Source organism: Novilysobacter viscosus (genome assembly GCF_046600715.1).
GTDB classification, from domain to species: domain Bacteria; phylum Pseudomonadota; class Gammaproteobacteria; order Xanthomonadales; family Xanthomonadaceae; genus Lysobacter_C; species Lysobacter_C viscosus.
Genome location: NZ_JBJMAV010000001.1, coordinates 125,670 through 149,261, shown reverse-complemented (window position 1 = coordinate 149,261; position 23,592 = coordinate 125,670). Strand labels below are relative to the sequence as shown.

The following is a 23,592-nucleotide window of genomic DNA, read 5'->3' as shown; positions in this document are numbered from 1 at the left end:
CTGCCCATTCAGCCCGGCCAGGGCCACCAACCCGCCCCTGTAGCGGCGTAGCGGTCGGCCGCACGCTCGAAGCGGTTGCGCACGCTGATTCCGCCGCACAGCAGGTAAAGCGGCAGGAACAGCGGCCCCAGCGCCATGTACTGGAAGACGTGGGCCCGCTCGTGGTCGGCCAGGTTGATCGCGTCCTCGCGTGCATGGCCGGCGCGATGCGCGTACGTACTGCAGGGGCAGTCGAGGTCCGGGCCGGTGTGCAGGATGACGTTGCCCAGGGTGATCGCTCCCCCGGGGCCCCACGGCCAGTGTTGGAACACCAGCGCAAGTTCGCGCCGGCTCAGCCGCACCCGCGAGCCCAGCGGCATGCCGGCGATGCCGGCCAGCAGCCCGACGAGGGTATTGGGCACGGTCCAGGCCACGCCGGCGGCAAGCAGCGCGGCGCGGATGGGACTCAGGCGCCCTCTTCGGGCATCAGCAGCCACAGCAGCAGGTACACGATGATCCCCGGGAATGCCGCCGAGGCGATGGACACGATCACGAACAGCACCCGCAGCAACGTGGAACTCCAGCCGAAGCGCCGGGCGAAGCCCCCCACGACGCCACCGATCATGCGGTCGTGGCGGGAACGGACGAAGGGACGGGTTTCGCTCATTGAATGGCTCCTTGCGGGTCAACGCACGAGTCTAGCCACCCGCCGTGATGGCGATGTGGCATGCCGGGCCCACCGGGTGGCACACGGTCAGGCCACTCGCATCGCCTCCCGCCTTCCACGGCGGCGAACATCGCTGTGCACTCGCCTTCCAGCCGCGAGGCGCCCCGCTAGCTGGCGCGCTTTGCCAGCCAGTCGTGGATGGCCTGCGGCACCTCGCGCTGCGCCCGACCCGACACGTAGATGCCGATATGGCCACCACGGAACGAGAGCTCGCTGTAGTCGTCACTGCCGACCAGGCCTCCCAGCGCCTGCGATGACGCGGGCGGCACCAGGTGGTCCTGGAGGGCGAAGATGTTGAGCACCGGCATGCCCACGTGCGCGAGGTCCACCGGGCGCCCGCCGATGTCGATGCCACCCTGCACGAAACCGTTGCCCTGGTAGAACTGCTTGATGAACTGTCGGAACGCTTCGCCGGCCTGGTCGGGTGAATCGAAGATCCACTTCTCCATCCGCAGGAAGTCCTCGACCGCGCCCTTGTCGTCGAGGATGTCCACCAGCCCCACGTACTTCTGCACGAACAGCCGCCAGGGCTTGAGCGTCAGGTAGCACATGTTCATCAGGTCGGCCGGTACGTTGCCCAGGGTGTCCACGAACAGGTCCACGTCCAGCCCGCGCGTCCAGTTGGACAGCATGTTGTCCTCGGTGTGGAAATCCACCGGGGTGACCATGGTGATCAGGTTCCGCACCTTGCCCGGGTTGAGCGCGGCATAGCACAGCGAGAAGGCGCCCCCCTGGCAGATGCCGAGCAGGTTGACCGCGTCCATCCGGTGGCTTCGCCGCAGGTGGTCCACCGCCCCGCCAAGGAAGCGCTGGATGTAGTCCTCCAGCTCCAGGTAGCGGTCGGAACGGTCCGGGTAGCCCCAATCCAGGACATACACATCCTCGCCGCGCTCCAGCAGGCCCCGCACGATCGACTTGTCCGATTGCAGGTCGACCATGTAGGGCCGGTTGACCAGCGCGTAGGCGATCAGCAACGGCACCTTGGCGGTGGGCGCGTGCCCGCCGGGAAGCGTGTCGCCACGGAAGCGGTAGAGCGCGACCTTGCCGTCGCGCCAGACTTCTTCCTTTTCGGTGGCGCCGTAGTCCACATCGTCGACGCGAGCCAGCGTGTCCAGGCCTGCACGCAGCTTGGCCTGCATCGCCATCGCTTCCTGCGCCAGCGTATCCGGGGTGAATCCGATCGGTCCGTTGAGGTCTATTGCGGCCATGTCAGCGTGCCTGCTTGCGGTTGGCGGGGCGCTTGGCCCGTGCGGTCGGGGAGCGCGGCGCGCTGGCTGAGGTCACCGCCGCGCGCTTGGCGGCAGCTCGCGCTGGCTTCGCCTTGGGGGTGGCCGCTGTCGGCCGGGATGCCTTGGATGCGGCCGGTTTGGGGGCTCGCGCGGCCGCCTTCCGCGCCGGACTCTTGGTGCCTGCGGCGCTGGCGCTCTTCTTCGACCCCTTTTTCTTGACCGCCTGCTTGCCGGTCGAGCGGCTGGACTTGGCGGTGCTCGCGCGACGCGTTGCGGGACTGCCTACCGGCTTCGAGTCGCTATCGCCTTTCTTGCCCTTCCCGGCCCGGTTGTCGTCCTTGTCGTCGTTGTCGTCGAGCCGATCACGCACGCGGCGCAATTCGCGCTCCAGCTGCACGATCTTGCGGTGCGCGGCATCGATCTCGGTGCGCGTGGGCATGCCCATCTGGGCGGTTGCATGTTCGATTTCGCCCTGCACCGCCGCACGCAGGCGCATCTGCGCGTTGACGAACCGGCCGTACACCTCGCGGAACCGGGGCGACAGCGCGATTTCCGCGTAGGCCTCTTCGGCCGCATCGATCCACAGGTCGAACAGCGCACGCGCGGAGGTCAGCTGGCGACCGGGTTCGCTGCGCTCGGCCAGCCGGTTCTCGAAGCGCTCGAACGCATCCTGCCCGGCTTCGCCCAGCAGCGCCTGGTAGGCGTCGGTCGCCGCCTGTGCATCGAGCTGCGCCCGGGTCAGCGTCTGCCAGCGTTCCTGGTGTTCGCGGGCGAACCCGAATGCCGGCCCCTGCGCCCACTGCCTCACGGGCTGCTGCAGGGCCTCGACCATCGGCCGCGCCTGTTGCCACCAGGCTTCGGGACCCTGTTGCCCGGGGCCACCCATCTGCGAGAACACTTCGGCAAAGGGATTGCCGCCCATCCCGCCGAGCATCTGCTTCCACGTGCGCGCGACTTCGGCGGCGTCGGCATCACGCCCGGCGAATTGCGCGGCCAACTGCTGCATCTGCCCGAACCAGCCACGCGCCTGCGCATTGAAGCGCTGCACGGCGTCCTCGGCCTCGGCCGCCTGGCTGGCGCCGCGGGCCATCTGCGACCACCATCCCGCGGCCTGGTTCCAGTCCGGCATCGAAGGTGCGGCGGTCGCAGCCGGGGGGGCCGCGCTGCGCATCATCTCGCCCCACTGGCCCCAGTACTGGCGCGCGAGCGCCTCGAAATCACTGCCGCCGGATGCCGCCTTCGCCATCGTGCACTCCCTTGATCGAGCCGTCCGAAACCGGCCGCGATCATAGCAATGCCGATGTTGCACGCCCGCGACGCGCCCCCTTTGGCGCCCGCCCGGCAGCCGTGCGTCAGGGCTTGGGGATGTGCAGCGTCTTGCTGATCATCAGGGTGCCCGACAGCGCGAACATCAGCACCAGCGGGTGGAACTGCCACGGGCCCAGCTGCACCATGCCCAGCCAGACATCGGGCCCCAGCGCGCCCTGCCAGGCGGCGATCGCCAGCACGACCACCAGGAACATGCTGGTCGGGATCGGCGTGCCCTCGAAGTACCTGACCTTGCCCTCCTCCCCGGCAAGTTGTTCGGCGGTGACGTTGTAGCGCGCCAGGCGGCTGACCCCGCAACCGACGAAGAAGCTCAGGACCACCCAGTCCCAACCGCCCTGCAGGCCGCACGCGTACGCCAGCGCGGCGGGTGCGACGCCGAAGGAGATCACGTCGGCCAGCGAGTCCAGCTCGCGGCCCAGGGTGGAGGCGGAGTTGCGCCAACGCGCAACGCGGCCATCGAGCGCATCGAAGATGAAGGCCAGCGGGATGAGCGCCATGCCGATCAGCAGGTCGCGCACCCCGCCCTCCTGCAGGAAGCGCATCGCCGCGAAGATGGCACCCGTCCCGCAGAACGCATTGGCGAGGGTGAACCAGTCGGCGAGGTGGAACTCGCGGAGCATCGTGAAATGACGCGGCATGGTGGCGCTCCGTGCGATGGCGATTGCGGATCGTGGCCACGCAGCGTGCCAAAGAGCGCGTGAAGCGGGCAAGTTCGCGCGCCGGCGTGCTCGTGGACCGTCAGCGCGGCAACGCGAGGTTCGCGGCCTCCAGCGCCTGCCCGTTCGCACGCGGCGTGGCCTCGATGACCGCGTTGGCGGGCAACGTCCCGGTGCCATCGAGGTACGCCTCGACCCGGTCCAGCGCGGCATGCACGTACGGCAGCAGGGGCACGTAGCGGGCGCCGTAGTCGGGCAGCGCCAGGAACGCATCGAAGTGCTGGGCCGGTCCGACCTGCCAGAAGCGCACGTCGCGCCCCGCCTGTCGCGCCATCGCCACGTACGGCGCGCTCGACAATGCCAGAGGGATCAGGCCGTCGTCGCGTCCGTGCACCACCACTACGGGCAGTCCCTCGCGCGGCGGCGCGGCGCGCAACTCCTCGATGCCCGCCCGCACGCGCAGGGCATCGCCGCCGTTTCCCTTCGCCAGGTCGCGCAGGCACACCAGGCCGGGGAAGGTCGGGTCCGTCGGGATGGCATCGGGGCCGGCCATCAAGGGATCGACAATGCCGACGCCGGCGCCGGGTGGGATGCCACTGCCGTCCGACCACCACGCCGCGCGCTCGGCGGGCGTTGCCGCGCGCGGCGCCATGCGCGGGTCGAGTGCCGCGAAGCCGAAGCCGCAGGGATGCGCGCCGACGCCATAGCGCCCATAGGCCGACGCATAGGTGACCGACACCGCACGCCACAGGTCGAACCCGACCGACAGTGCGCCGGCACGCAGGGCCGCGTCAGTCCAGCCGGTTGCGCGCAGTTGCGCCAGCGCCGAAGCCGCCCGGGTCGCCGTGTCCGCGCCTTCGACGAGGCCCGCTGCCGCCAGGCTGGCGCAGCGTGCGGTCCACTGCGGGACGCTTTGCGCGGCGTGCGGCGGTTGCGGCAGCGGGCCCAGGGAGGCGTCCAGCAGCGCACAAGGCATCAGCAGCGCCGCCTGGGTGGCGTAGTCGTACAGACTGGTGGCGCCAGCGTGGATGCTGGGTTCACCGGCAACCACCGCATCCAGCCAGTCGCCTTCCAGTTCTGCCGCGCGCAGCACCGCGCCGCCTCCATTCGAAATACCCACCGCGATGACGCGGGTGTTGTCGAAGGTGAACGGCGCGGCCTGGGGCACCGCCTCGTCCAACGCCTGCAGCGCGAACTGCGCGGCCTGCCGGACGTGCCGTCCCCAATCCGCCTCGGGATTGTCGCCGGAGTGCGCGTGCTTGACCGCCACGCCGCGTACCCCCGCACTACCGGTGGGCGCGTCCGGCGCGAACGCGAGTTCGGCCGCCGTGGCCGCCGCGGTGCGTCCGTCCAGCGACACCCCCTGCCCTGCGTCCAGGTCGAAATAGTCGGTGCCCGCACCCTTGTCGGTGTACGCGACCGCGCAGCCCCGGGGCAGGCCCCAGGCCCCTGCCACCGCGATCGCGCCGTGCACCCCACGCGACCCCGATGCCGGCGCCACCACCACGCAACGGCGATCGTGGTCGAACGCGTCGGGCACCTGCACCAGCACCCGGTGCGGGTATCGCGCCCCCTCCAACCGTGCCAGTGCACTGAACTCCCGGCCGGGGACATTGGCGACGCTGCCGTAGACCGAGCCGTAACCGCCGCCCGGCGACAGGTCGGCGATGCCGCGCCAGTTGCTCCATATCGCGCGCCGCCGCAGTTCGGGTGCAGTCGGCGCGGTTGCATCGGCAAAGGCCGGCGGCGCCATCGACTGCAGGCCGCCGAGGCCCAGGCCGGCCGTCAACAGGTCATCGCCCTCCCGGTGCTCGGTCACGCTCAGTCCATTGAACACGGGGGTGGGCTCCTCTCCGGCAGGGGGCCAGCGCTTTACAACCCGACAGGGCCAGCGCCAGGCCGGTGATCAGCGTGGCCGCGGTCGTGGTGGAAGGCGGCGGCGTGCGGCTGGAGCAGGTGGGTGTGGCAAACGGGGGTGGTCGTCGGCGATCAGCAGCGTCGCCATCCCGGCAGCGTAGCAAGCACGTGCCCCCCGCAGCGACGCCGCGCCTCCCGCACCTTCCCACGCACGTACGGTCCGTTGTCGGCACCGACGATCAACGTCGGCCGCACGCAAGAGCACTGACCGAGGTGCATCGACCTGTCGGCGGCATCGCGCCCGTCAGGCTGGAAACCACGCAGCCCCAGCCGTTCAATACTTGGCGATGGGCTCCAGTGCGGGGGGCGTTGTCCACCGCCAGCACCCGCGCCCACCCCGCGAGCGCGAGCGCCAGTTCCGGTTCGCGGCTAAAGCCGCTCCTGCAGGGAGCCGATGCGCGTTTGCCGGGGAGCGAAGGGGTGCGAAAGCACGGGCCGTGGGCCAAGAGAAATACAGCGACGGCGGGCTGGGCCCGCCGCCGCTGTCCTCCGACCGCTTCGGGGTCGGTCAGAAGTCGTAGCGTACCGACACGCTGTACTAACGTGGCGACCCATAGAACCCGGTCAGTACGCCAAGGGCCGCGTTGATATTGTAACCCGTCGTGCAGTACTCCTTGTCAGCCAGAAGTGTCCTCTTCGGTGGAGCGGGCGTCGAGGCCCAGCGGCAGCCGGTCGGACAGGTTGAACGTCCAGTCCGCGTACAGCGCCATGCTCTCGGTGAACACGGGGCCCTGGTTGCCGCCGAACAGCCGCCCGAAGAACTGTCGAGCCCCTGGCCGCGCGCCTGTCCGTCAAAGGCGTACAGGCCCGTTGCGCCGCGCGTGGGGCCTCCTGCGCCGCAATTGGCCGGCGGTCTGAGCCGCGGGCGCGCCCGACTGGCACCAATCGCCCTGCCGGTCCACACTGGACGCCACGCCGGCCGACCGGGCGTGCAGGGGAAACAGGTGCGGGGGCATTGCCGTGACACAACCATGGGACGCATGCTCCAGGCGGCAGTCGCGCTGGCGGCCTGCCTGCTGGCCGCGCCGTCGCTGGCCGACGATGCCGGCCCGTTCCTCAGCCTGGAGCGCTACACCCCCGACCAGGGCTTGTCACAGCACGCCGTCACCGCGATGGCCGAAGACGACCGCGGCCTGCTCTGGGTGGGCACCCAGGAAGGCCTGAACCGCTTCGACGGGCACCGCTTCACCGTCCTGCGCAGCGTGCCCGGCGACGACAGCGCACTGGCCAGCAGCAGCATCGAGTCGCTCGAGGTGGACAGCCGTTCACGGCTCTGGGTAGGCACCAACGACGCGGGACTGGAGGTCATCGACCTGCGCACCCGCACCCACACCCGGTTGGGCACGGCGCAAGGGCTCGGGCACCCCACCGTGACCGCGATCCTGCTGGACGCGGACGGCGGGGCCTGGCTCGGCACCGCCAACGGCATCGACCACGTCGACCCGGCGCTGCACTCGGCGACCCGCGCCGGCATCACCGCAACCATCGTGGCAATGGAACGCCCCGGGGGCGCGTTGGCCAGCCCCCCCTCCAACACGCCTGCGACGACCGGTTTCGCCCTGGACGCACAGTGCCGCGTATGGCGACTGTCCCTGCCGACCGTGACTTCGGTGCTGGCCGGCCTGCCAGGGAAACCGACCTGCATCGGCATGGCGATCGAGGGCGACACCCTCTGGCTGGGTACCGCATCGCACGGGCTCTTCCAGCTCGACACCAGCGGCAGCGTCCGCCGGCATGTGCGCGCCGGGGCGCTGCGCCCCGACCCGGTTGAACTCACCGCAATGCTTCGCCGTCCCGACGGCGAAGGCTGGTGGCTGGGCTATGCCGATGGCGCGGTGTTCTCCGCGCCGGCCGGGTTGCAATCGCGACCCCTGCGCTTGCGCACCGACACCCCGGTGGAAAGTGCAATCACCCGGATGCACCTGCACCGCTCGGGCGTGTTGTGGCTGGGCAGCGCCACCAGCGGCCTGTACCGCGCCCGGGCGCTCTCGCCGCTGATCCGCCGCGACCGGGTCGATGCCGCGGCGATGGCGCAGTGGCCGTCGCGCAGCTTGCGCAGCATCCATGTGTCCGGAGAGCGGCTGCTGGTAGGCACCGACCTGGGCCTCGTCGTGCAGGACGCACCCGATTCCGCATGGCGCGAGATCCCGGAACTGGACGGCACCGCGGTCCGCGCGATCGCGCCTGCTCGCGGCGGCGGCTGGTGGATCGGCACCCATCGCGGCGTATGGCGACTCTCGCCCGACCTCTTGGCACGCCCCGCGGCCACCCTGCCCAACCCCCTGGTGACCGCGCTGCTGGTCGAAGGCGACACGGTGTGGGTCGCGACCCGCGGCGGCCTGGCGCGGCTGCGCGGGGGCAAGCTGGCCATGGAAGGAATTCCCGAGGTCCTGCAGGGCCCGCTGCTGACCAGCCTGCTGCGCGATGACGAAGGCCGGTTGTGGATGGGCAGCAACGAGAACGGCGCCTACCGCTGGGATCCGGATGGACGCGTGCAGGCCCTGAACACCCGCAACGGCAGGCTGCCGCACGACTCGATCTGGTCGTTGCATGCCGATGCAGATGCCATCTGGATGGGCGCTTTTTCAGGCGGCCTGCTGCGGCTGGACCGCAGCACCGGGCAGGTGCGCGCGATCACCAACCGGGACGGGCTGTCCAACAACGTGGTCTACCGCATCGTGCCCGACGCCGGCGGCCGCCTGTGGCTGACCACCAACTACGGCATCAGCGTGTACGACCCGGCCACCGGCATGGTGCAGGCACTGGACCGCGCCGACGGCCTGTTCAACCTGGAGTACAACAGCGGCGCGGGCTTCGTGGACGAGGAAGGCCTGCTCTACCTGGGCGGCACCGACGGGCTGGATGTGCTCCGGCCCGACAGGCTGGCGTCCGGCAGTGCACCCGCCACGCCGGTCATCACCGGGCTGCGGGTGCTCGGGCGGAAGGGTCCGGAACCCTCGATCGAGCCGGGCGTGACACCCGAGGTCGCCTACGCCGACCTGGTCGAGCTGGGCCACCGCGACCGCGTGTTCTCGCTGGACCTGGTCGCCATGGACCACACCGCGCCCAATGCCGCGCGCCTGCGCTACCGCATTGCCGGCCACTACGACGACTGGGTCTATCCCGACAGCGCGCAGGCCAGCGTCTTGCTGAGTTACCTGCCGCCCGGCGAGTACCCGCTGGAGGTGCAGGCCGCCGGCCGCGACGGGCGCTTCGGACCCAGTCGCCAGCTGCTGCTGGTCATGCAGCCGCCACCGTGGCGGCACCCGCTGGCGTACGCCGGCTACGGCCTGCTGGGCGTGCTCCTGCTGATCGCACTGGTCTGGCGCCTGCGTGCACAGGCGCGCGAGAAGCGGCTGCAGATCGAGCGCCTCAACTGGACCGTTGCCGAGCGCACCGACGCGCTCAAGCAGGCCAACCGGATGCTGGTGCAGAGCAACCAGCAGCTCGAGCAGGCCACGCGCACCGATCCCCTGACCCAGGTGTCCAACCGGCGCGACCTGCAGGAATGGATGGACCGCGAGGGGCCCGGCTTCATTGGCGGCGTGGGACAGCCCGGCCAGGAGGACCACTTCGTGCTGTTCTGCATGATCGACATCGACGATTTCAAGCGCATCAACGACGGGCATGGCCACCAGGTGGGCGACCAGGTGCTGGTGGAGGTCGCGGGGCGGTTGCGCAAGGTCTGCCGCGAGCGCGACATCCTGGTGCGCTGGGGCGGCGAGGAGTTCCTGCTGGTGGTGCGCGATGCCCACCTGCCCGACGCCGCGGGCCTGGCCGAGCGCATCCGCGACGGCATCGCCGGCACCCCCGTCGAGCTGCCCGGCGGCAGCCGGTTGCCCGTTACCGCGTCGATCGGCGTGGCACCGTGGCCGCTTTCGACGCGCTGGCCGGCCGTGGGCGACTGGGAGCAAAGCGTGAGCCTGGCCGACCGCGCCCTCTACGCCGCCAAGGCCGCCGGCAAGAACGCATGGGTGGCGGTGGTACCCGGCCAAGCCGTGGACCGCTCCGGACTGCTGTCGCTGCTGGCGGGCACGGCACCGACCCGCTTGCCGGACGGCTGCGTCGAAGTGCTGCACTCCACGCGCGATGCGCCCGAATTCGATCGTGCCTGACTGACGCCCCACGCCCCCTGCTGGAGCGTCTTCAGCCACCATCCACGCGCGCCACGCCACACCGGTTCCCCTGTACGGGCGACGCAATTCGCGACCGATCCAACCGGGGCAACGGCGCTCCTGCAAGAAAGGGCGGTATTGGATCCCGACCGCGCCGGAAGCCGCCTGCAGGCACGCCGGCATCACTCAGCCGCGGCGCGCCACCCCAGCCCCACCATCACCCCGCGCCCCGGCCCGGGCTCGAAGAAGCGTCCATTGCCATCGTTGACGATCACCGAGCCGACATGGTCGCGATCCAGCAGGTTGTCGACGCGGGCAAATCCGAACCAGCCGCGCGCGAGCGGTCGCCACTCCAGCCGCAGGTCCAGCCGCGCATGGCCGGGCGCCGCATCGGCGTTGCGGTCGTCGACAGGCACCGGGCCACTGGCGCGTACCTCCAGCGCAGCGCCCCACCGGTCGGACACGTCACGCCAGGCCAGCTCCACGAAGCCATCGGCGCGCGGGATCCCCGGCACTCGGTTGCCGGCGCGCACGATGCGCGATTCCGGCCGACCCGCACTCGAGGCGCCGTAGCTGTAGCCGTCGCGGAACGTCGCATCCAGGACATTGGCGGCCACGGCGAACGACCACCCCTCCGCCAGTGGGCCGGACAGCGACAGCTCCAGGCCGTTGCGGCGGGTGCGACCGGCGTTGGCAAAGCTCGATCGCCCGGCGCGGCTGTCGGCGGGCACGATCTCGCCATGCCCCTCGATCCGATACACCGTCGCCCCCAGGCGCACCGCATCCCAGCGCCAGCGCACGCCCAACTCGCCGCTGTCGAACCGCGCCGCGTCCAGCCGGTTGAATCCCGCGCCCCCGTCAGGCCGGTAGGCGAGTTCATTGACGGTCGGCGTCTCGAAACCACGGCCCAGGCTGGCGAATACTTCGCCCTGGACGAAGGCGCGCGCGACGCCGACCGAGCCGGCGGTTTCGCTGAACTCCAGTGATCCGCTGTCGTCGCCGTTGCCGGCCGCGACGTAGCGGTCACGGCTCTCGAAGGCCAGGCGGCTGTGGCGCGCGCCGGCGAGCACGGTCCAGGCGTCGGACACCGCCACGTCCACCACCGCGTGCACGTCGCCACTGTCGACCCGGTTGTCTTCGTTGCGCCGCAACGCGCCGCGCACGCCGAGGCGTTCGCCGACGAAGTTCTCGTAGCCGCGCCGGGCTTCGTCCAGGCGCGCCAGCGACACCCCCAGCGACAACGCGGCACGCGCACCCAGCCAGCGGTGCCCGGCGTCGATACCGGCCGAACGCCGCGAGAGGTCGATCACGCCTCCCGCGCTGGTCGGCGCGGCCTGCGCGCCGGGCGGGATCGACAGGAACTGCTCGATGTCGCGGGCGATGCCATGCCCGTGCACCCACCAGGCGCGCCGGTCGTCCTGCTGGTCCCACTGCAGGCCCGCCTGCCGGTTGTCGATGCGCTTGCGGGTATTGAACCGCAGCGCCACCGGGTCGGTGCCGTGCGGGTCGCGTTCCCACGCCGTGCGGGAAAGGCCCAACGGATCCTGCGTCCACGGCTGTGCCAGCAGATCGGCGACGATTTTGAGGCGCCCGGTGGGCGTGGCCTGCCACTGGGCGACCGCACCCGCATGCAGGCGCTCGGCGCGACTGTGGGGGCGCTCGCCCCCGGTGGCGAACCGGCTGGCGTGCCAGCGACTTCTCCAGCGCCCGTCCGCGGCGGGCAGGTCGGCCCGCACGCCCACGCGGCGGCCGTCGTGGTCGCCCAGCCAGCCCGACGCTTCCCCGGACGGGGTTGCCGACGGCTCGGTATACCCCACGATGGCGCCACCGGCGGCATTGCCGTACTGCAGCGCCAGCGGGCCACGCAGCACTTCGATCCGGTCCAGCGAGGACAGCGCGAAGTTGGCGGCCTGGCCCTGGCCGTCGACCGCCGAGGCGGGGATGCCGTCGACCACAAGTTCCAGTCCGCGGATGCCGAATGTGGAACGCGCGCCGAAGCCGCGGCTCTGTACCTGCAGGTCCTGCGCGTAGTTGCCGCGGTTGCGGACGGTCACGCCGGGCACGCGCGACAGCGCTTCGGACAGGTTGACCTGCGCCTGCCCTTGGCGAAGCGCGGCGCCATCCACCACGTCCACCGATCCGGGAAAGCGCGCCAACGGACGCGAGGCGCCGATCACCTGCACGCGATCAAGCGTTTCCGGCTCCGTGGCGGGTTGCTGCGCGTGGGCCAGCCCAGGCAGGCACAGCAGCAGGCAAGCCGACCAGAGAGAGGGTCGTGGACGTGGAATCGGGCGCACCGACTGGGTCATGCCCCCAGTGTGCCGGCTCCAGCGCCCGCGCCAAAGCGTCGCCGACCCCGCCGCCCCGGAAGCGCGACGGCGAAGCGCACCCCCACGGGCCGCTACCATGCCCGCAGCCCACACTCCCGCCTCCGCGTGCCCGATTCCCGCAAGATCATCCACGTCGACATGGACGCCTTCTACGCGTCGGTCGAACAGCGCGACGACCCCTCGCTGCGCGGGCGCCCCGTGGTGGTGGCGTGGCGGGGTGCGCGTTCGGTGGTGTGCGCGGCCAGCTACGAGGCGCGCACCTTTGGGGTGCGCTCGGCGATGCCGGCGATACGGGCCGAGCGGTTGTGCCCAGAGGCGGTGTTCGTGGCACCCGACTTCGCCCGCTACAAAGCGGTGTCGCGCCAGGTGCGGGAGATCTTCCTGCGCCACACCGCGCTGGTCGAGCCGCTGTCGCTGGACGAGGCCTACCTGGACGCCACCACCACCCTGAGCGGCCTGCCAACCGCCACCGCGACGGCCGAAGCGATCCGGGCCGAAATCCACGCCGAAACCGCGCTGACCGCCTCGGCCGGGGTGGCGCCGAACAAGTTCCTGGCCAAGATCGCCAGCGACTGGAACAAGCCCGACGGCCTGTTCGTGCTGCGGCCGCACCGCGTCGAGCAGTTCCTCACCCCCCTCCCCGTCGGCCGCCTGCCGGGTGTCGGCCAGGTCATGGAGCGGCGCCTGGCCGAGCTGGGCGTGGCCACGGTCGGCGACCTGCGTGCGTTGCCCCCGACGGAACTGGAACGCCGCTTCGGCCGATGGGGTCGGCGCCTGCACGAACTCTCGCAGGGCATCGACGAGCATCCGGTCCGGCCCGAGCGCCCGACCATGCAGATTTCGTCGGAGGACACGTTCACCGGGGACCTGCCGCTGGACGCGCTCGCCCCCGACATCGTGCGGCTGGCGGAAAAGACGTGGGCCGGCTACCAGCGTGAGTTGCAGTCACCACGCGCGCGCCTGGCACGGACGGTGGTGCTCAAGCTCAAGACCTCCGACTTCCGCATCCTGACCCGCAGCCTGACCCCGCCGGCCATGCCGGATTCACCCGCCGCACTGGGCCAGCTCGCGTGCGAGATGCGCAATCGCGTCGACCTCCCGGCCGACACCCGCTACCGCCTGGTCGGCGTGGGGCTGTCGGGCTTCATCGACGCCGACAGCCACGCCATCCAGAGCGGTCTCTTCGAAGCCGACGGCCGATCCCCGTAGGAGCGACGTGGGTCGCGATCGTGACGGGACGTGGGTCGCGACTTACGTCGCTCCTACAAGGAGCCCCGCAATGCGGGACCCGGTCGCAGAGAGCGGCCCCAGCCGCAATCGGGGACATCCACCCGGGACGGCTCCCGACCGAGACCGCTGCCCACCCTGTAGGAGCGACGTAAGTCGCGATCGTGATCGGGACGTGGGTCGCGACTTACGTCGCTCCTACAAGGCTGCAATGCGAGACCCGGTCGCAGAGAGCAGCCCCAACCGTAATCGGGGACATCCACCCGGGACGGCTCCCGACCGAGACCGCTGCCCCCCCTGCAGGGGCGACGTAAGTCGCGATCGTGACGGGACGTGGGTCGCGACTTACGTCGCTCCTACAAGGAGCCCTGCAATGCGGGACCCGGTCGCAGAGAGCGGCCCCAGCCACAATCGGATACATCCACCCGGGACGGCTCCCGACCGCGACCGCTGCCCACCCTGTAGGAGCGACGTAGGTCGCGATCGTGACGGGACGTGGGTCGCGACTTACGTCGCTCCTGCAAGGCACGCGCGGCGCGGCACCTCCGCCTGCTCAGTCCTTGCGCGCCTTGGCGAAGGCGGCCGCCAGGGCGTTGTTGGCCGGTGGGGCAGCGGTTCCGGGGCGCGTCGTCGGGGCCCCGGGGCCACGCGGCGGCGGTCCATTGCGTCCGTGGGCGTCGCGGGACTCGCGTGCCTGGCGTGGGTCCCTGCCCCGGGTGTCGCGACCGTCCCCGGTGCCGGGCGATGTCCGCTCCGGCACGGCGTCGTCCAGGCGACGGGTCAACGCGATGCGCTTGCGGGCCACGTCGACCTCCAGCACCCGGACCTTCACAACGTCCCCGGCCTTGACCACCTCGCGCGGGTCCTTGACGTAGCGGTCCGAAAGCGCGGAGATGTGGACCAGCCCGTCCTGGTGCACGCCGATGTCGACGAACGCGCCGAATGCGGCCACGTTGCTGACCACGCCCTCCAGCACCATCCCGGGCTTGAGGTCCTTGATGTCCTCCACCCCTTCGGCGAAGCGCGCGGCCTTGAACTCCGGTCGTGGATCGCGGCCGGGCTTCTCCAGCTCCCTGAGGATGTCGCGCACGGTGGGCACGCCGAAGGTGTCGTCGGTGTAGGCCTCGGGCCGGATCCCGCGCAGGAACGTGGCATCGCCCATCAGCGATTTCAGCTCGCGGCCGCAGTCGCGCACGATCCGCTCGACGACCGGGTAGGCCTCCGGGTGCACGGACGATGCGTCCAGCGGCTGGCGCCCACCGGCGATCCGCAGGAACCCCGCGCACTGCTCGAACGTCTTCTCGCCGAGCCGGGGCACCTTGAGCAGCGCCTTGCGATCGGGAAAGGCGCCGTGCTCGTCGCGGTACACGACGATGTTCTCGGCCACCGTCGACGACAATCCCGACACGCGTCCCAGCAAGGCGGCCGAGGCCGTATTGAGGTCGACACCGACCGCGTTGACGCAGTCCTCCACGCGCGCGTCCAGCGCCCTCGCCAACCGGTACTGGTCGACATCGTGCTGGTACTGGCCGACGCCGATGGCCTTGGGCTCGATCTTCACCAACTCGGCCAGCGGGTCCTGCAGGCGCCGGGCGATCGACACCGCGCCGCGCAGCGACACGTCCAGGCCGGGGAACTCCCGGGACGCGAACTCCGACGCCGAGTACACGGATGCGCCCGCCTCGCTCACCACGATCTTCTGCATCTTCAGCTCGGGCGCCTGCTTGATCAGGTCGCCGGCCAAGCGGTCGGTCTCGCGCGAGGCGGTGCCATTGCCGATGGCGATCAGCTCCACCCCGTGCTTCGTGCACAGCGCGCGCAGCACATGCAGCGACGGGTCCCACTGCCGCTTGGGCTCGTGCGGGTAGATGGTTGCGGTGTCGACCAGCTTGCCGGTGCGGTCGACCACGGCGACCTTCACCCCGGTGCGCAGGCCCGGGTCCAGCCCGAGTACGGCCTTCGGCCCGGCAGGCGCGGCCAGAAGCAGGTCCTTGAGGTTGTCGCCGAACACGTCGATCGCCTCGGCCTCGGCCTTCTCGCGCGCCTGCGCGAACAGGTCAAGCATCAGGTGCAGGTGCAGCCTGGCCTTCCACGCCAGGCGGCAGGCATCGAGCAGCCACTTGTCGCCCCGACGGCCCTGGTTGCCGATGCCGGCATGGGCGGCGACGCGGCCCTCGGCCTGTGCGTGGCCGGCCTCGGCATCGGTGCCCGGGTCCAGGTCGAGGGTGATGAACTCCTCGCGCCGCGCCCGCAGCAGCGCGAGCAGGCGGTGCGAGGGGATCTTCGAGAGCGACTCGGCATGGTCGAAGTAGTCACGGTACTTCGCGCCGGCGTCCTGCTTGCCGTCGACCACGCGCGCGCGGACCACGCCGACCTCGTGCAGCCAGCTGCGAAGGCCGCCCACCAGCGCCGCGTCCTCGCCCCAGCGCTCCATCAGGATGGCGCGTGCGCCTTCCAGCGCCGCCTTTGCATCGGCCACGCCCCTGTCGGGGTCGACATAGGCCGCGGCGGCCGTCTCCGGTACCTGCGACGGGTCGGCCAGCAGCGCATCGGCCAGCGGCTCCAGCCCCGCCTCGCGTGCGATCTGGGCGCGCGTGCGTCGCCGGGGCTTGTACGGCAGGTAGAGGTCTTCCAGCCGCGCCTTGCTGTCGGCCGCCTCGATGTCGGCGCGCAACCCGTCGCCCAGCTTGCCCTGCTCGTCGATGCTGGCCAGCACCGCAGCGCGGCGGTCCTCCAGTTCGCGCAGGTACGACAGGCGCGTCTCCAGCGCGCGCAGCTGGATGTCGTCCAACCCCCCGGTGACCTCCTTGCGGTAGCGCGCGATGAACGGCACGGTCGCCCCTTCGTCCAGCAGCCCGATGGCAGCCTCCGCCTGCGAGGCCTGCGCGCCGATCTCCCCGGCGATGGTGGAGGCGATGCGGCGGGCGAGTGCGGGGTCGATCCTGGGTGGCATTCGTCTGTGGATCCGGTCGGCCACGCGGGGCGGCGGGACAAGGATTGTGGCAACACGGGGGTAGCGACGTAACCCGTTGACAGACGGTCGGCCTGGCGGTCCCGACCTGCAGGCAAGCGTGCCCACGCGCAAAGAAAAAGCGGGCCGAAGCCCGCTTTTTCCGAAGTGGTGCAATGGCGCCGGCTTACTCGGCCGGAACGCCCTCGCCTTCCTCGACGGCCTTCATCGACAGGCGGATGCGGCCCTGCTTGTCGACTTCCAGCACCTTGACCTTGACCAGGTCGCCTTCCTTGAGCTTGTCGGACACCTTTTCCACGCGCTCTTCGGAAATCTGCGAGACGTGGACCAGCCCGTCCTTGCCCGGGGCGATGGTCACGAAGGCACCGAAGTCCATGATCTTGGCGACCTTGCCCTCGTAGATCCGGCCCGGCTCGACATCGGCGGTGATCTGCTCGATGCGCGACTTGGCGGCCTGCGCCGCGGCGGCGTTGACCGAGGCGATGATGATGGTGCCGTCGTCCTGGATATCGATCTGGGTGCCGGTTTCCTTGGTGATGGCCTGGATGGTCGAACCGCCCTTGCCGATCACTTCGCGGATCTTGTCCGGGTGCACCTTCATGGTGAGCAGGCGCGGGGCGAACTCCGACAGCTCGCCACGCGGCGTGCTGATCGCCTTCTCCATCTCGCCCAGGATGTGCAGGCGACCCTGCTTGGCCTGTGCCAGCGCGACCTGCATGATCTCCTCGGTGATGCCCTGGATCTTGATGTCCATCTGCAGCGCCGAGATGCCATTGGCGGTGCCGGCCACCTTGAAGTCCATGTCGCCCAGGTGGTCCTCGTCACCAAGGATGTCGGACAGCACGACGAACTCGTCGCCTTCCTTCACCAGGCCCATCGCGATGCCCGCCACCGGCGCCTTGATCGGCACGCCCGCGTCCATCAGTGCCAGCGACGAACCGCAGACCGATGCCATCGAGGACGAACCGTTCGACTCGGTGATCTCCGACACCACGCGGATGGTGTAGGGGAACAGCTCCATCGAGGGCATCACGGCCAGCACGCCACGCTTGGCGAGGCGTCCGTGGCCGATTTCGCGGCGCTTGGGACCCATCATCCGGCCGGCTTCGCCCACCGAGTAGGGGGGGAAGTTGTAGTGGAACAGGAAGTGTTCCTTGTACTCGCCGGCAACGGCGTCGATGATCTGGCCATCGCGCGCGGTACCCAGCGTGACCGCGACGATCGCCTGGGTCTCGCCGCGGGTGAACAGCGCCGAGCCATGCACGCGCGGCAGGATCGAGATGCGCGAGGAAATCGGGCGCACGGTGTCCAGGTCACGGCCGTCGATGCGCTTCTTGGTGCGCAGCACCGACTGGCGCATGGTCTGGTATTCCTGCTCGCCGAACTCCTTGGTGAGCTCGGCAGGGTGCCAGCCACCGGCCTCGGCCTTGGGCGTCAGGACCTCGAGGATCTCCTTGCGAAGGGCGCCGATCTTCTCGCGGCGCTCGGCCTTGTTGGTGATCTGGAACGCGTGCGACAGGCGGTCGCCGACCGCGCCGATGAGCTCGCCGACCATGGATTCGTTGCGCGCCGGTGCCGACCACTCCCACTTCGGCTTGCCGGCCTCGGCGACCATCTCGTTGATGGTGCGGATGGCGACCTGCATCTCGCGATGGCCGAACATCACCGCCCCCAGCATCACGTCCTCGGACAGCTCCTGGGCTTCCGACTCGACCATCAGCACCGCCTGCTCGGTACCGGCCACGACCAGTTCAAGCTCCGAGTCGGCCAGCTGCGAGACGGTCGGGTTGAGGATGTACTGGCCGTCCTTGTAGCCGACCTTCGCCGCACCGATGGGACCCTGGAACGGGGCACCGGTCAGGGCAAGCGCAGCCGAGGCACCGATCAACGCCGGGATGTCGCCATCGATCTCCGGGTTCATCGACATCACCGTGGCGACGATCTGGACTTCATTGCGGAAGTCATCCGGGAACAGCGGGCGGATCGGGCGATCGATCAGGCGGGAGATGAGGGTTTCCTTCTCGGTCTGCCGGCCCTCGCGCTTGAAGAAGCCGCCCGGGATGCGTCCGCCGGCGTAGAACTTCTCCTGGTAGTCCACGGTGAGCGGGAAGAAGTCCTGCCCCTCGCGCGCGCTCTTGGCAGCGACCGCAGACACCAGCAGCACGGTGCCCTCGACGGAGACCATGACAGCACCCCCGGCCTGGCGGGCGATCTCGCCGGTCTCGAGGGTGACTTGGTGCTGGCCGTACTGGAAGGTCTTGGTGATTTTCGACACGTGTGTTTTCCCTCTGGGCGGTGCGTGCCGGGGCAGGCCCTTGCCTGGCCCGGTCGGCCGCGGGATCGCGGCCTGGCGGTCGACCCGTCGGGGCCGACCCAAAAAAAACCGCGGCGCATCACTGCGCCGCGGGGGATCTGGTTAGCGGCGCAGACCGAGCTTTTCGATCAGGGCCTTGTAGCGCTCGTTGTCCTTGCGCTTCAGGTAGTCCAGCAGGCTGCGACGGCGGTTGACCATCATCAGCAGGCCGCGGCGGCTGTGGTGGTCCTGCTTGTGCTGCTTGAAGTGGCCCGTGAGCATCTCGATGCGCGCGGTGAGCAGGGCGACCTGGACTTCCGGGGAGCCGGTGTCATTGGTGCCGCGGGAGTGTTCCTGGATGACTTTGCTGGTATCGATGGACATGTTGGCCTCTTGGACGCGAAACCGGCAGAACGCGTGTCGGGAACGGGAAACCCGCCGCACCGACGCACCGCCTGGCCCGCCTGTTGCTGTGAACTCTGGGAATGGGGCCCTGCGGCCGCCGTTGATGCCCGTGGAAATGAGCCCGCAAAGTGTAGCCCCTGCTCGGGGGGCGTACAAGGCGGAAAGCAGGCGGATTCAGGCGCCCGGGTCAATCTGCGTCGCGCTTGGGCCCGGGTCCGGCAGCGCCCATGAGAACAGCCGGCGCGGACGCAGCTGGCCCTGGGCGTCCACGCTGGCCAGGCCCAGCGCACGGCCATCGGGGCCGTACGCCACGGCGGTCTCGGCGGGCTCTCGATCCACCTGTTGAACCTGGCCATGGCCCAGGCGCCCGGCGCCTTCGTGATCCAGGTGCACCGACGGGAAGTCCCCCAGACCCGCCTCCAGTGGCAGCAGGCAGGCGTCCAGCGCGGCCTCGCCCTGCCCTCCCCGCAGCGAGCGCAGGGCGTCCAGGGTGTACATCCGTGGCTGCCTGAACGGCTCGACCCAGAGCCTGCGCAGCTCGGCCACGTGGGCACCGCAGCCGAGCGCCTCGCCCATGTCGCGCACCAGGCTGCGGATGTAGGTGCCCGACCCGCACTCCACATGCAGTGACAGCCGCGGGCCGTCACGGGCCACCAGCGCAAGGGCGTCGACCCGGACTTCCCGCACCGGCGCCTCGATCACCTCACCGCGCCGGGCGCGTGCATACAGCGGCTCACCGCCCTGCTTGAGCGCGGAATACACCGGCGCCCGCTGGCGGATGGCACCGCGCAAGGGCGCCAGCGAGGCCTCGATGTCGGCGTCGGACAGACCCTGCGGCACCGGCCGCTCACGCAGCACCTCGCCGTCGGCGTCATCGGTATCGGTGGTGGTGCCCAGCACGGCAACCGCATCGTAGGCCTTGCGTGCGCCCAGCAGCAGCCCCGCGATCTTGGTGGCCTCCCCGAAGCACAGGGGCAACAGGCCGGTGGCGAGCGGATCCAGGCTGCCGGTGTGGCCGCCCTTGGCAGCGCGGAACAAGTGCCGCGCTTGCTGCAGGGCCTGGTTGGAGCTGATCCCGGTCGGCTTGTCCAGCAACAGGATGCCGTCAAGCGGACGGAACACGGTGCGTGGGCGCTGGGGCTTGCTCATCGATTACCGGCCCGACAGGCCCTGGAGGAATGGCTTGAGTCGCGATCGGACACACCGCTTCGGGCAGGCACCCGTCACCCCGATCCGCGCGGTCCGGCGCGCAGCGCGGACGGTTGGACGGCACGGGCAAGTCACCCGACGACCTATCGACGAACCCGAACGGCGGGCGGCGCCGTTATCGTGCATTACTGCTCGGCGTCACCGTCCGGTACGGGCGGATTGTCGCGCAACAGCGTCTCGATACGTTCGCCCCGGTCGACCGAATCGTCGTAATGGAAGTGCAGCTCCGGGACGTGGCGCATCTTCACCGCGTGGGCAAGCTTGTAGCGGATCTCCGGCGCCAGCGCCTTCAACGACTTGACCGCCTCGGCTGAACGCTCTTCCTGCAATGCGGTCACGAAAACCTTGGCATGGGCCATGTCGCGCGTCACCTCGACGTCGGACACGCTGACGGAAGGCAGCCCGTGCTCGCGCACGGCATCGTGCACGAGGGTGCCCACCTCGCGGCGGAGCTGGGCGGAAACGCGGTCGGTACGGTGGAATGACTTCTTCATGGTGGCTGTGGCTACTGGCGCCTGGGGCTGGAAGCGTGGGATGGGACGCATGCGACCCATCGCCAGTTTCCAGCCCCGGACGTGATCAGAGCGTCCGCTGCACCTCGACGCGTTCGAAGCACTCGATCTGGTCGCCCGGCTTGACGTCGTTGTACTGCTTCACGCCGATGCCGCACTCGGTGTTGACGCGCACCTCGTCGACGTTCTCCTTGAAGCGGCGCAGGGATTCCAGCTCGCCCTCGAAGATGACCGTGTTGTCGCGCAGCACGCGGATCGGCTTGGTGCGCTTGACCACGCCTTCCACCACCATGCAGCCGGCGACAGCACCGAACTTGGAGCTGCGGAACACGTCGCGGACCTCGGCGGTACCGATGATCTCTTCCCGGATCTCCACGCCCAGGATGCCCGAAGCGACCTGCTTCACCTGGTCGATCACATCGTAGATGATCGAGAAGTAGCGCAGGTCCACGCCGTTGGTTTCGATGATCTTGCGTGCGGATGCATCGGCACGGACATTGAAGCCGATGATGGTGGCGCGGGACGTCGACGCCAGCTGGGCGTCGGACTCGGTGATGCCGCCCACGCCCGAACCGATGACATTGATGCGGATCGCCTCGGTCGAAAGCCCGGTGAGCGACTCGCGCAGGGCCTGCACCGAACCCTGCACGTCGGCCTTGACCACCAGGTTGAGCGAGAGCTGGCCTTCGGCCTGGCCCATCTGCGCCATGATGTCTTCCATGCGGTTGCCCGCCTGGGCGACCAGGCGCGACTCGCGGCGCTTGGCGTCGCGCTGTTGCGCGACGTCCTTGGCAAGGCGCTCGTCCTCGACCACCACGAAGTCGTCGCCTGCATCGGGCACGCCCGAGAGTCCCAGCACCTGCACCGGGATGGACGGACCGGCGGCCTCGACCTGGCTCCCGGTCTCGTCGAACAGCGCACGCACGCGGCCGAACTGCACGCCGCACACCAGGTAATCGCCCTTGCGCAGGTGACCCTGCTGCACCAGCACGGTGGCAACCGGGCCCCGGCCCTTGTCCAGCGAGGACTCGATGACCACGCCGGTGGCGCGCCCGTCGACAACGGCCTGCAACTCCAGCACTTCGGCCTGCAGCGAGATGGCATCCAGCAGCCCGTCGATGTTCTGGCCCGTCTTCGCCGACAGCTCGACGAACTGCGTGTCGCCACCGAACTCCTCGGCCACCACCTCGTGCTCGAGCAGCTCGTTCTTGACCTTCTGCGGGTCCGCGTCGGACTTGTCCATCTTGTTGACCGCGACGATCAGCGGCACGCCGGCCGCCTTCGCGTGCTGTACGGCCTCGATGGTCTGCGGCTTGACGCCGTCGTCGGCGGCCACCACCAGCACCACGATGTCGGTGAGCTTGGCCCCGCGTGCGCGCATCGACGAGAACGCCGCATGGCCCGGGGTATCCAGGAAGCTGATGACGCCCCTGCCGGTCTCGACGTGGTAGGCGCCGATGTGCTGGGTAATGCCGCCGGCCTCGCCGGTGGCGACCTTGGTGCGCCGGATGTAGTCCAGCAGCGAGGTCTTGCCGTGGTCGACGTGACCCATGATGGTGACCACGGGCGGACGCGGGGCCTTCTCGCCCTGCGACTCCTCCACGTGCGCCATCAGCGCATTCTCGACGTCGGCCTCGTCGGCCTTCACCACGTTGTGCCCGAGCTCTTCGGTCACCAGCGCGGCGGTGTCGTGGTCGATGGCCTGGTTGATGGTGGCCATGACGCCCATCTTGAACAGCGCCTTGACCAGCTCGCCGCCCTTGAGCGACATCTTCTGCGCCAGCTCGGCCACGGTGATGGTCTCGCCGATGGCGACGTCACGCACGATCGGCGCGGTGGGCTTCATGAAGCCCGTGCCGGTGCGCGACTGGTCCGCGTGGCGGCGCGGCTTGGCCTTGCCGCGGGTGCTGCTAGTGCGGCGGGCGCGTTCGGAGGCGCTCAGGTGCATCTGGCCGGCAAACCGGCGGCTGCGGTCCTCTTCCTCGGCCGACCCCTGCGTCCGGCCCTTGCGTGCCGGCGGCTTGGGATGGCCGTGGCCATGGCTGCTGGGCTGGTTGCGCAGCGGATCTTCCACCACAGGCACGGCTTCGGGCGCCGCGGCGGCGCGTTCGGCCTCCTCGGCCTTCACGCGCGCGGCTTCCTCGGCCTCGCGCTTCTCGCGCTCGGCTTCCTCGACCCGGCGGCGATCGGCCTCTTCAAGCGCCTTCTGCTCGGCCGTGTTGCGGGCCCGCGACTCCTCCAGCTTGCGCAGGATCTCCGCGCGCTCGTCGTCGCCGCCGGCCTTCGCGGCCTCGGCGGAGTCCGGGCGCACCAGCGTGACCTTCTTGCGCACGACCACGTCGACGGTGGCACGGCTCTTGCCGCCGCCGACCGTCAGCTCCTGCTTGCGGCTGCGGCTGAGGGTGATCTTCTTGGGCGCATCGGCGGCCTCGGCCTGGTCGGCCTTGCCGTGGGTGCGCCGCAGGAAGCCCAGCAACTTGACCTTCTCGGTGCTCGAGACGACCTGGTCGGGGTCGCTGAAGGGCATGCCGGCGTCTGCCAGCTGCTCCAGCAACTTCTCGACCGGCGTGTTCACCAGGGCGGCCAACTTGCGGATGGTGGTTTGCTGCGACATTCGGTATCCGTTCTCTTCAGGCCGCCGCCAGGGCGGCCAAGTGGGCGATTGTAGGACGGGCCGCGGCCCGCCGCACATT

General features: G+C 70.0%; 15 protein-coding genes. 2 read left to right on the top strand and 13 right to left on the bottom strand.

The features are described 5' to 3' along the window. Positions 1-8: 8 nt before the first annotated feature. The 6 genes from ACJQWL_RS00655 to ACJQWL_RS00630 all read right to left on the bottom strand — a co-directional run bounded on the left by ACJQWL_RS00655 (position 9) and on the right by ACJQWL_RS00630 (position 5,757). On the bottom strand, positions 9-476 hold the full coding sequence (locus ACJQWL_RS00655) for a hypothetical protein (protein ID WP_411300663.1): 468 nt from the start codon (positions 474-476) through the stop codon (positions 9-11). Further along, positions 446-646: a PspC domain-containing protein gene (locus tag ACJQWL_RS00650; protein ID WP_330968581.1), complete on the bottom strand. Its 201-nt coding sequence runs from the start codon at positions 644-646 to the stop codon at positions 446-448. Before ACJQWL_RS00650 ends, ACJQWL_RS00655 begins: the two co-directional genes overlap by 31 nt. A 167-nt stretch (positions 647-813) precedes the next feature. Continuing rightward, positions 814-1,914, bottom strand: coding sequence for a class III poly(R)-hydroxyalkanoic acid synthase subunit PhaC (locus ACJQWL_RS00645; RefSeq protein ID WP_330968580.1), 1,101 nt, complete (start codon positions 1,912-1,914; stop codon positions 814-816). A 1-nt stretch (position 1,915) separates the two neighbouring features. Continuing rightward, positions 1,916-3,181: a class III poly(R)-hydroxyalkanoic acid synthase subunit PhaE gene (gene phaE / locus ACJQWL_RS00640; protein WP_330968579.1), complete on the bottom strand. Its 1,266-nt coding sequence runs from the start codon at positions 3,179-3,181 to the stop codon at positions 1,916-1,918. 106 nt (positions 3,182-3,287) lie between these two features. Next, positions 3,288-3,902, bottom strand: coding sequence for a CDP-diacylglycerol--serine O-phosphatidyltransferase (gene pssA, locus ACJQWL_RS00635; protein ID WP_330968578.1), 615 nt, complete (start codon positions 3,900-3,902; stop codon positions 3,288-3,290). A 100-nt stretch (positions 3,903-4,002) separates the two neighbouring features. Continuing rightward, positions 4,003-5,757, bottom strand: coding sequence for a 3-hydroxybutyrate oligomer hydrolase family protein (locus ACJQWL_RS00630; RefSeq protein ID WP_330968577.1), 1,755 nt, complete (start codon positions 5,755-5,757; stop codon positions 4,003-4,005). A 1,051-nt stretch (positions 5,758-6,808) separates the two neighbouring features. Here ACJQWL_RS00630 and ACJQWL_RS00625 point away from each other — a divergent pair. Next, positions 6,809-9,952 carry a ligand-binding sensor domain-containing diguanylate cyclase gene (locus ACJQWL_RS00625; RefSeq protein ID WP_330968576.1) on the top strand — a complete coding sequence of 1,048 codons (3,144 nt, stop codon included), beginning with the start codon at positions 6,809-6,811 and terminating at the stop codon, positions 9,950-9,952. 182 nt (positions 9,953-10,134) lie between these two features. Here the strand turns inward: ACJQWL_RS00625 and ACJQWL_RS00620 are convergent, their stop codons facing one another. After that, positions 10,135-12,261 (bottom strand): TonB-dependent receptor family protein, encoded by a 2,127-nt coding sequence (locus tag ACJQWL_RS00620; RefSeq protein ID WP_330968575.1) that lies wholly within the window; start codon positions 12,259-12,261, stop codon positions 10,135-10,137. A 126-nt stretch (positions 12,262-12,387) separates the two neighbouring features. On the opposite strand from ACJQWL_RS00620, the gene dinB reads away from it, so the two are divergent. Beyond that, positions 12,388-13,491, top strand: coding sequence for a DNA polymerase IV (gene dinB, locus ACJQWL_RS00615; RefSeq protein WP_330968574.1), 1,104 nt, complete (start codon positions 12,388-12,390; stop codon positions 13,489-13,491). Between the two features lie 571 nt (positions 13,492-14,062). Here the strand turns inward: dinB and ACJQWL_RS00610 are convergent. The 6 genes from ACJQWL_RS00610 to infB form a co-directional block, all read right to left on the bottom strand. Next, positions 14,063-16,462: a Tex family protein gene (locus ACJQWL_RS00610; RefSeq protein WP_330968573.1), complete on the bottom strand. Its 2,400-nt coding sequence runs from the start codon at positions 16,460-16,462 to the stop codon at positions 14,063-14,065. Between the two features lie 184 nt (positions 16,463-16,646). Next, positions 16,647-18,755: a polyribonucleotide nucleotidyltransferase gene (pnp, locus tag ACJQWL_RS00605; RefSeq protein WP_330968572.1), complete on the bottom strand. Its 2,109-nt coding sequence runs from the start codon at positions 18,753-18,755 to the stop codon at positions 16,647-16,649. Between the two features lie 141 nt (positions 18,756-18,896). Continuing rightward, a complete protein-coding gene (gene rpsO, locus ACJQWL_RS00600) occupies positions 18,897-19,157 on the bottom strand; it encodes a 30S ribosomal protein S15 (protein ID WP_330968571.1) in 261 nt (86 codons plus the stop codon). A gap of 195 nt (positions 19,158-19,352) precedes the next feature. Then, positions 19,353-20,327, bottom strand: coding sequence for a tRNA pseudouridine(55) synthase TruB (gene truB / locus ACJQWL_RS00595; protein WP_330968570.1), 975 nt, complete (start codon positions 20,325-20,327; stop codon positions 19,353-19,355). Between the two features lie 185 nt (positions 20,328-20,512). After that, positions 20,513-20,881, bottom strand: a complete 369-nt coding sequence (gene rbfA / locus ACJQWL_RS00590; RefSeq protein WP_330968569.1) for a 30S ribosome-binding factor RbfA — start codon at positions 20,879-20,881, stop codon at positions 20,513-20,515. Between the two features lie 85 nt (positions 20,882-20,966). Next, a complete protein-coding gene (gene infB, locus ACJQWL_RS00585) occupies positions 20,967-23,513 on the bottom strand; it encodes a translation initiation factor IF-2 (protein WP_330968568.1) in 2,547 nt (848 codons plus the stop codon). Between the last annotated feature and the right edge of the window lie 79 nt (positions 23,514-23,592).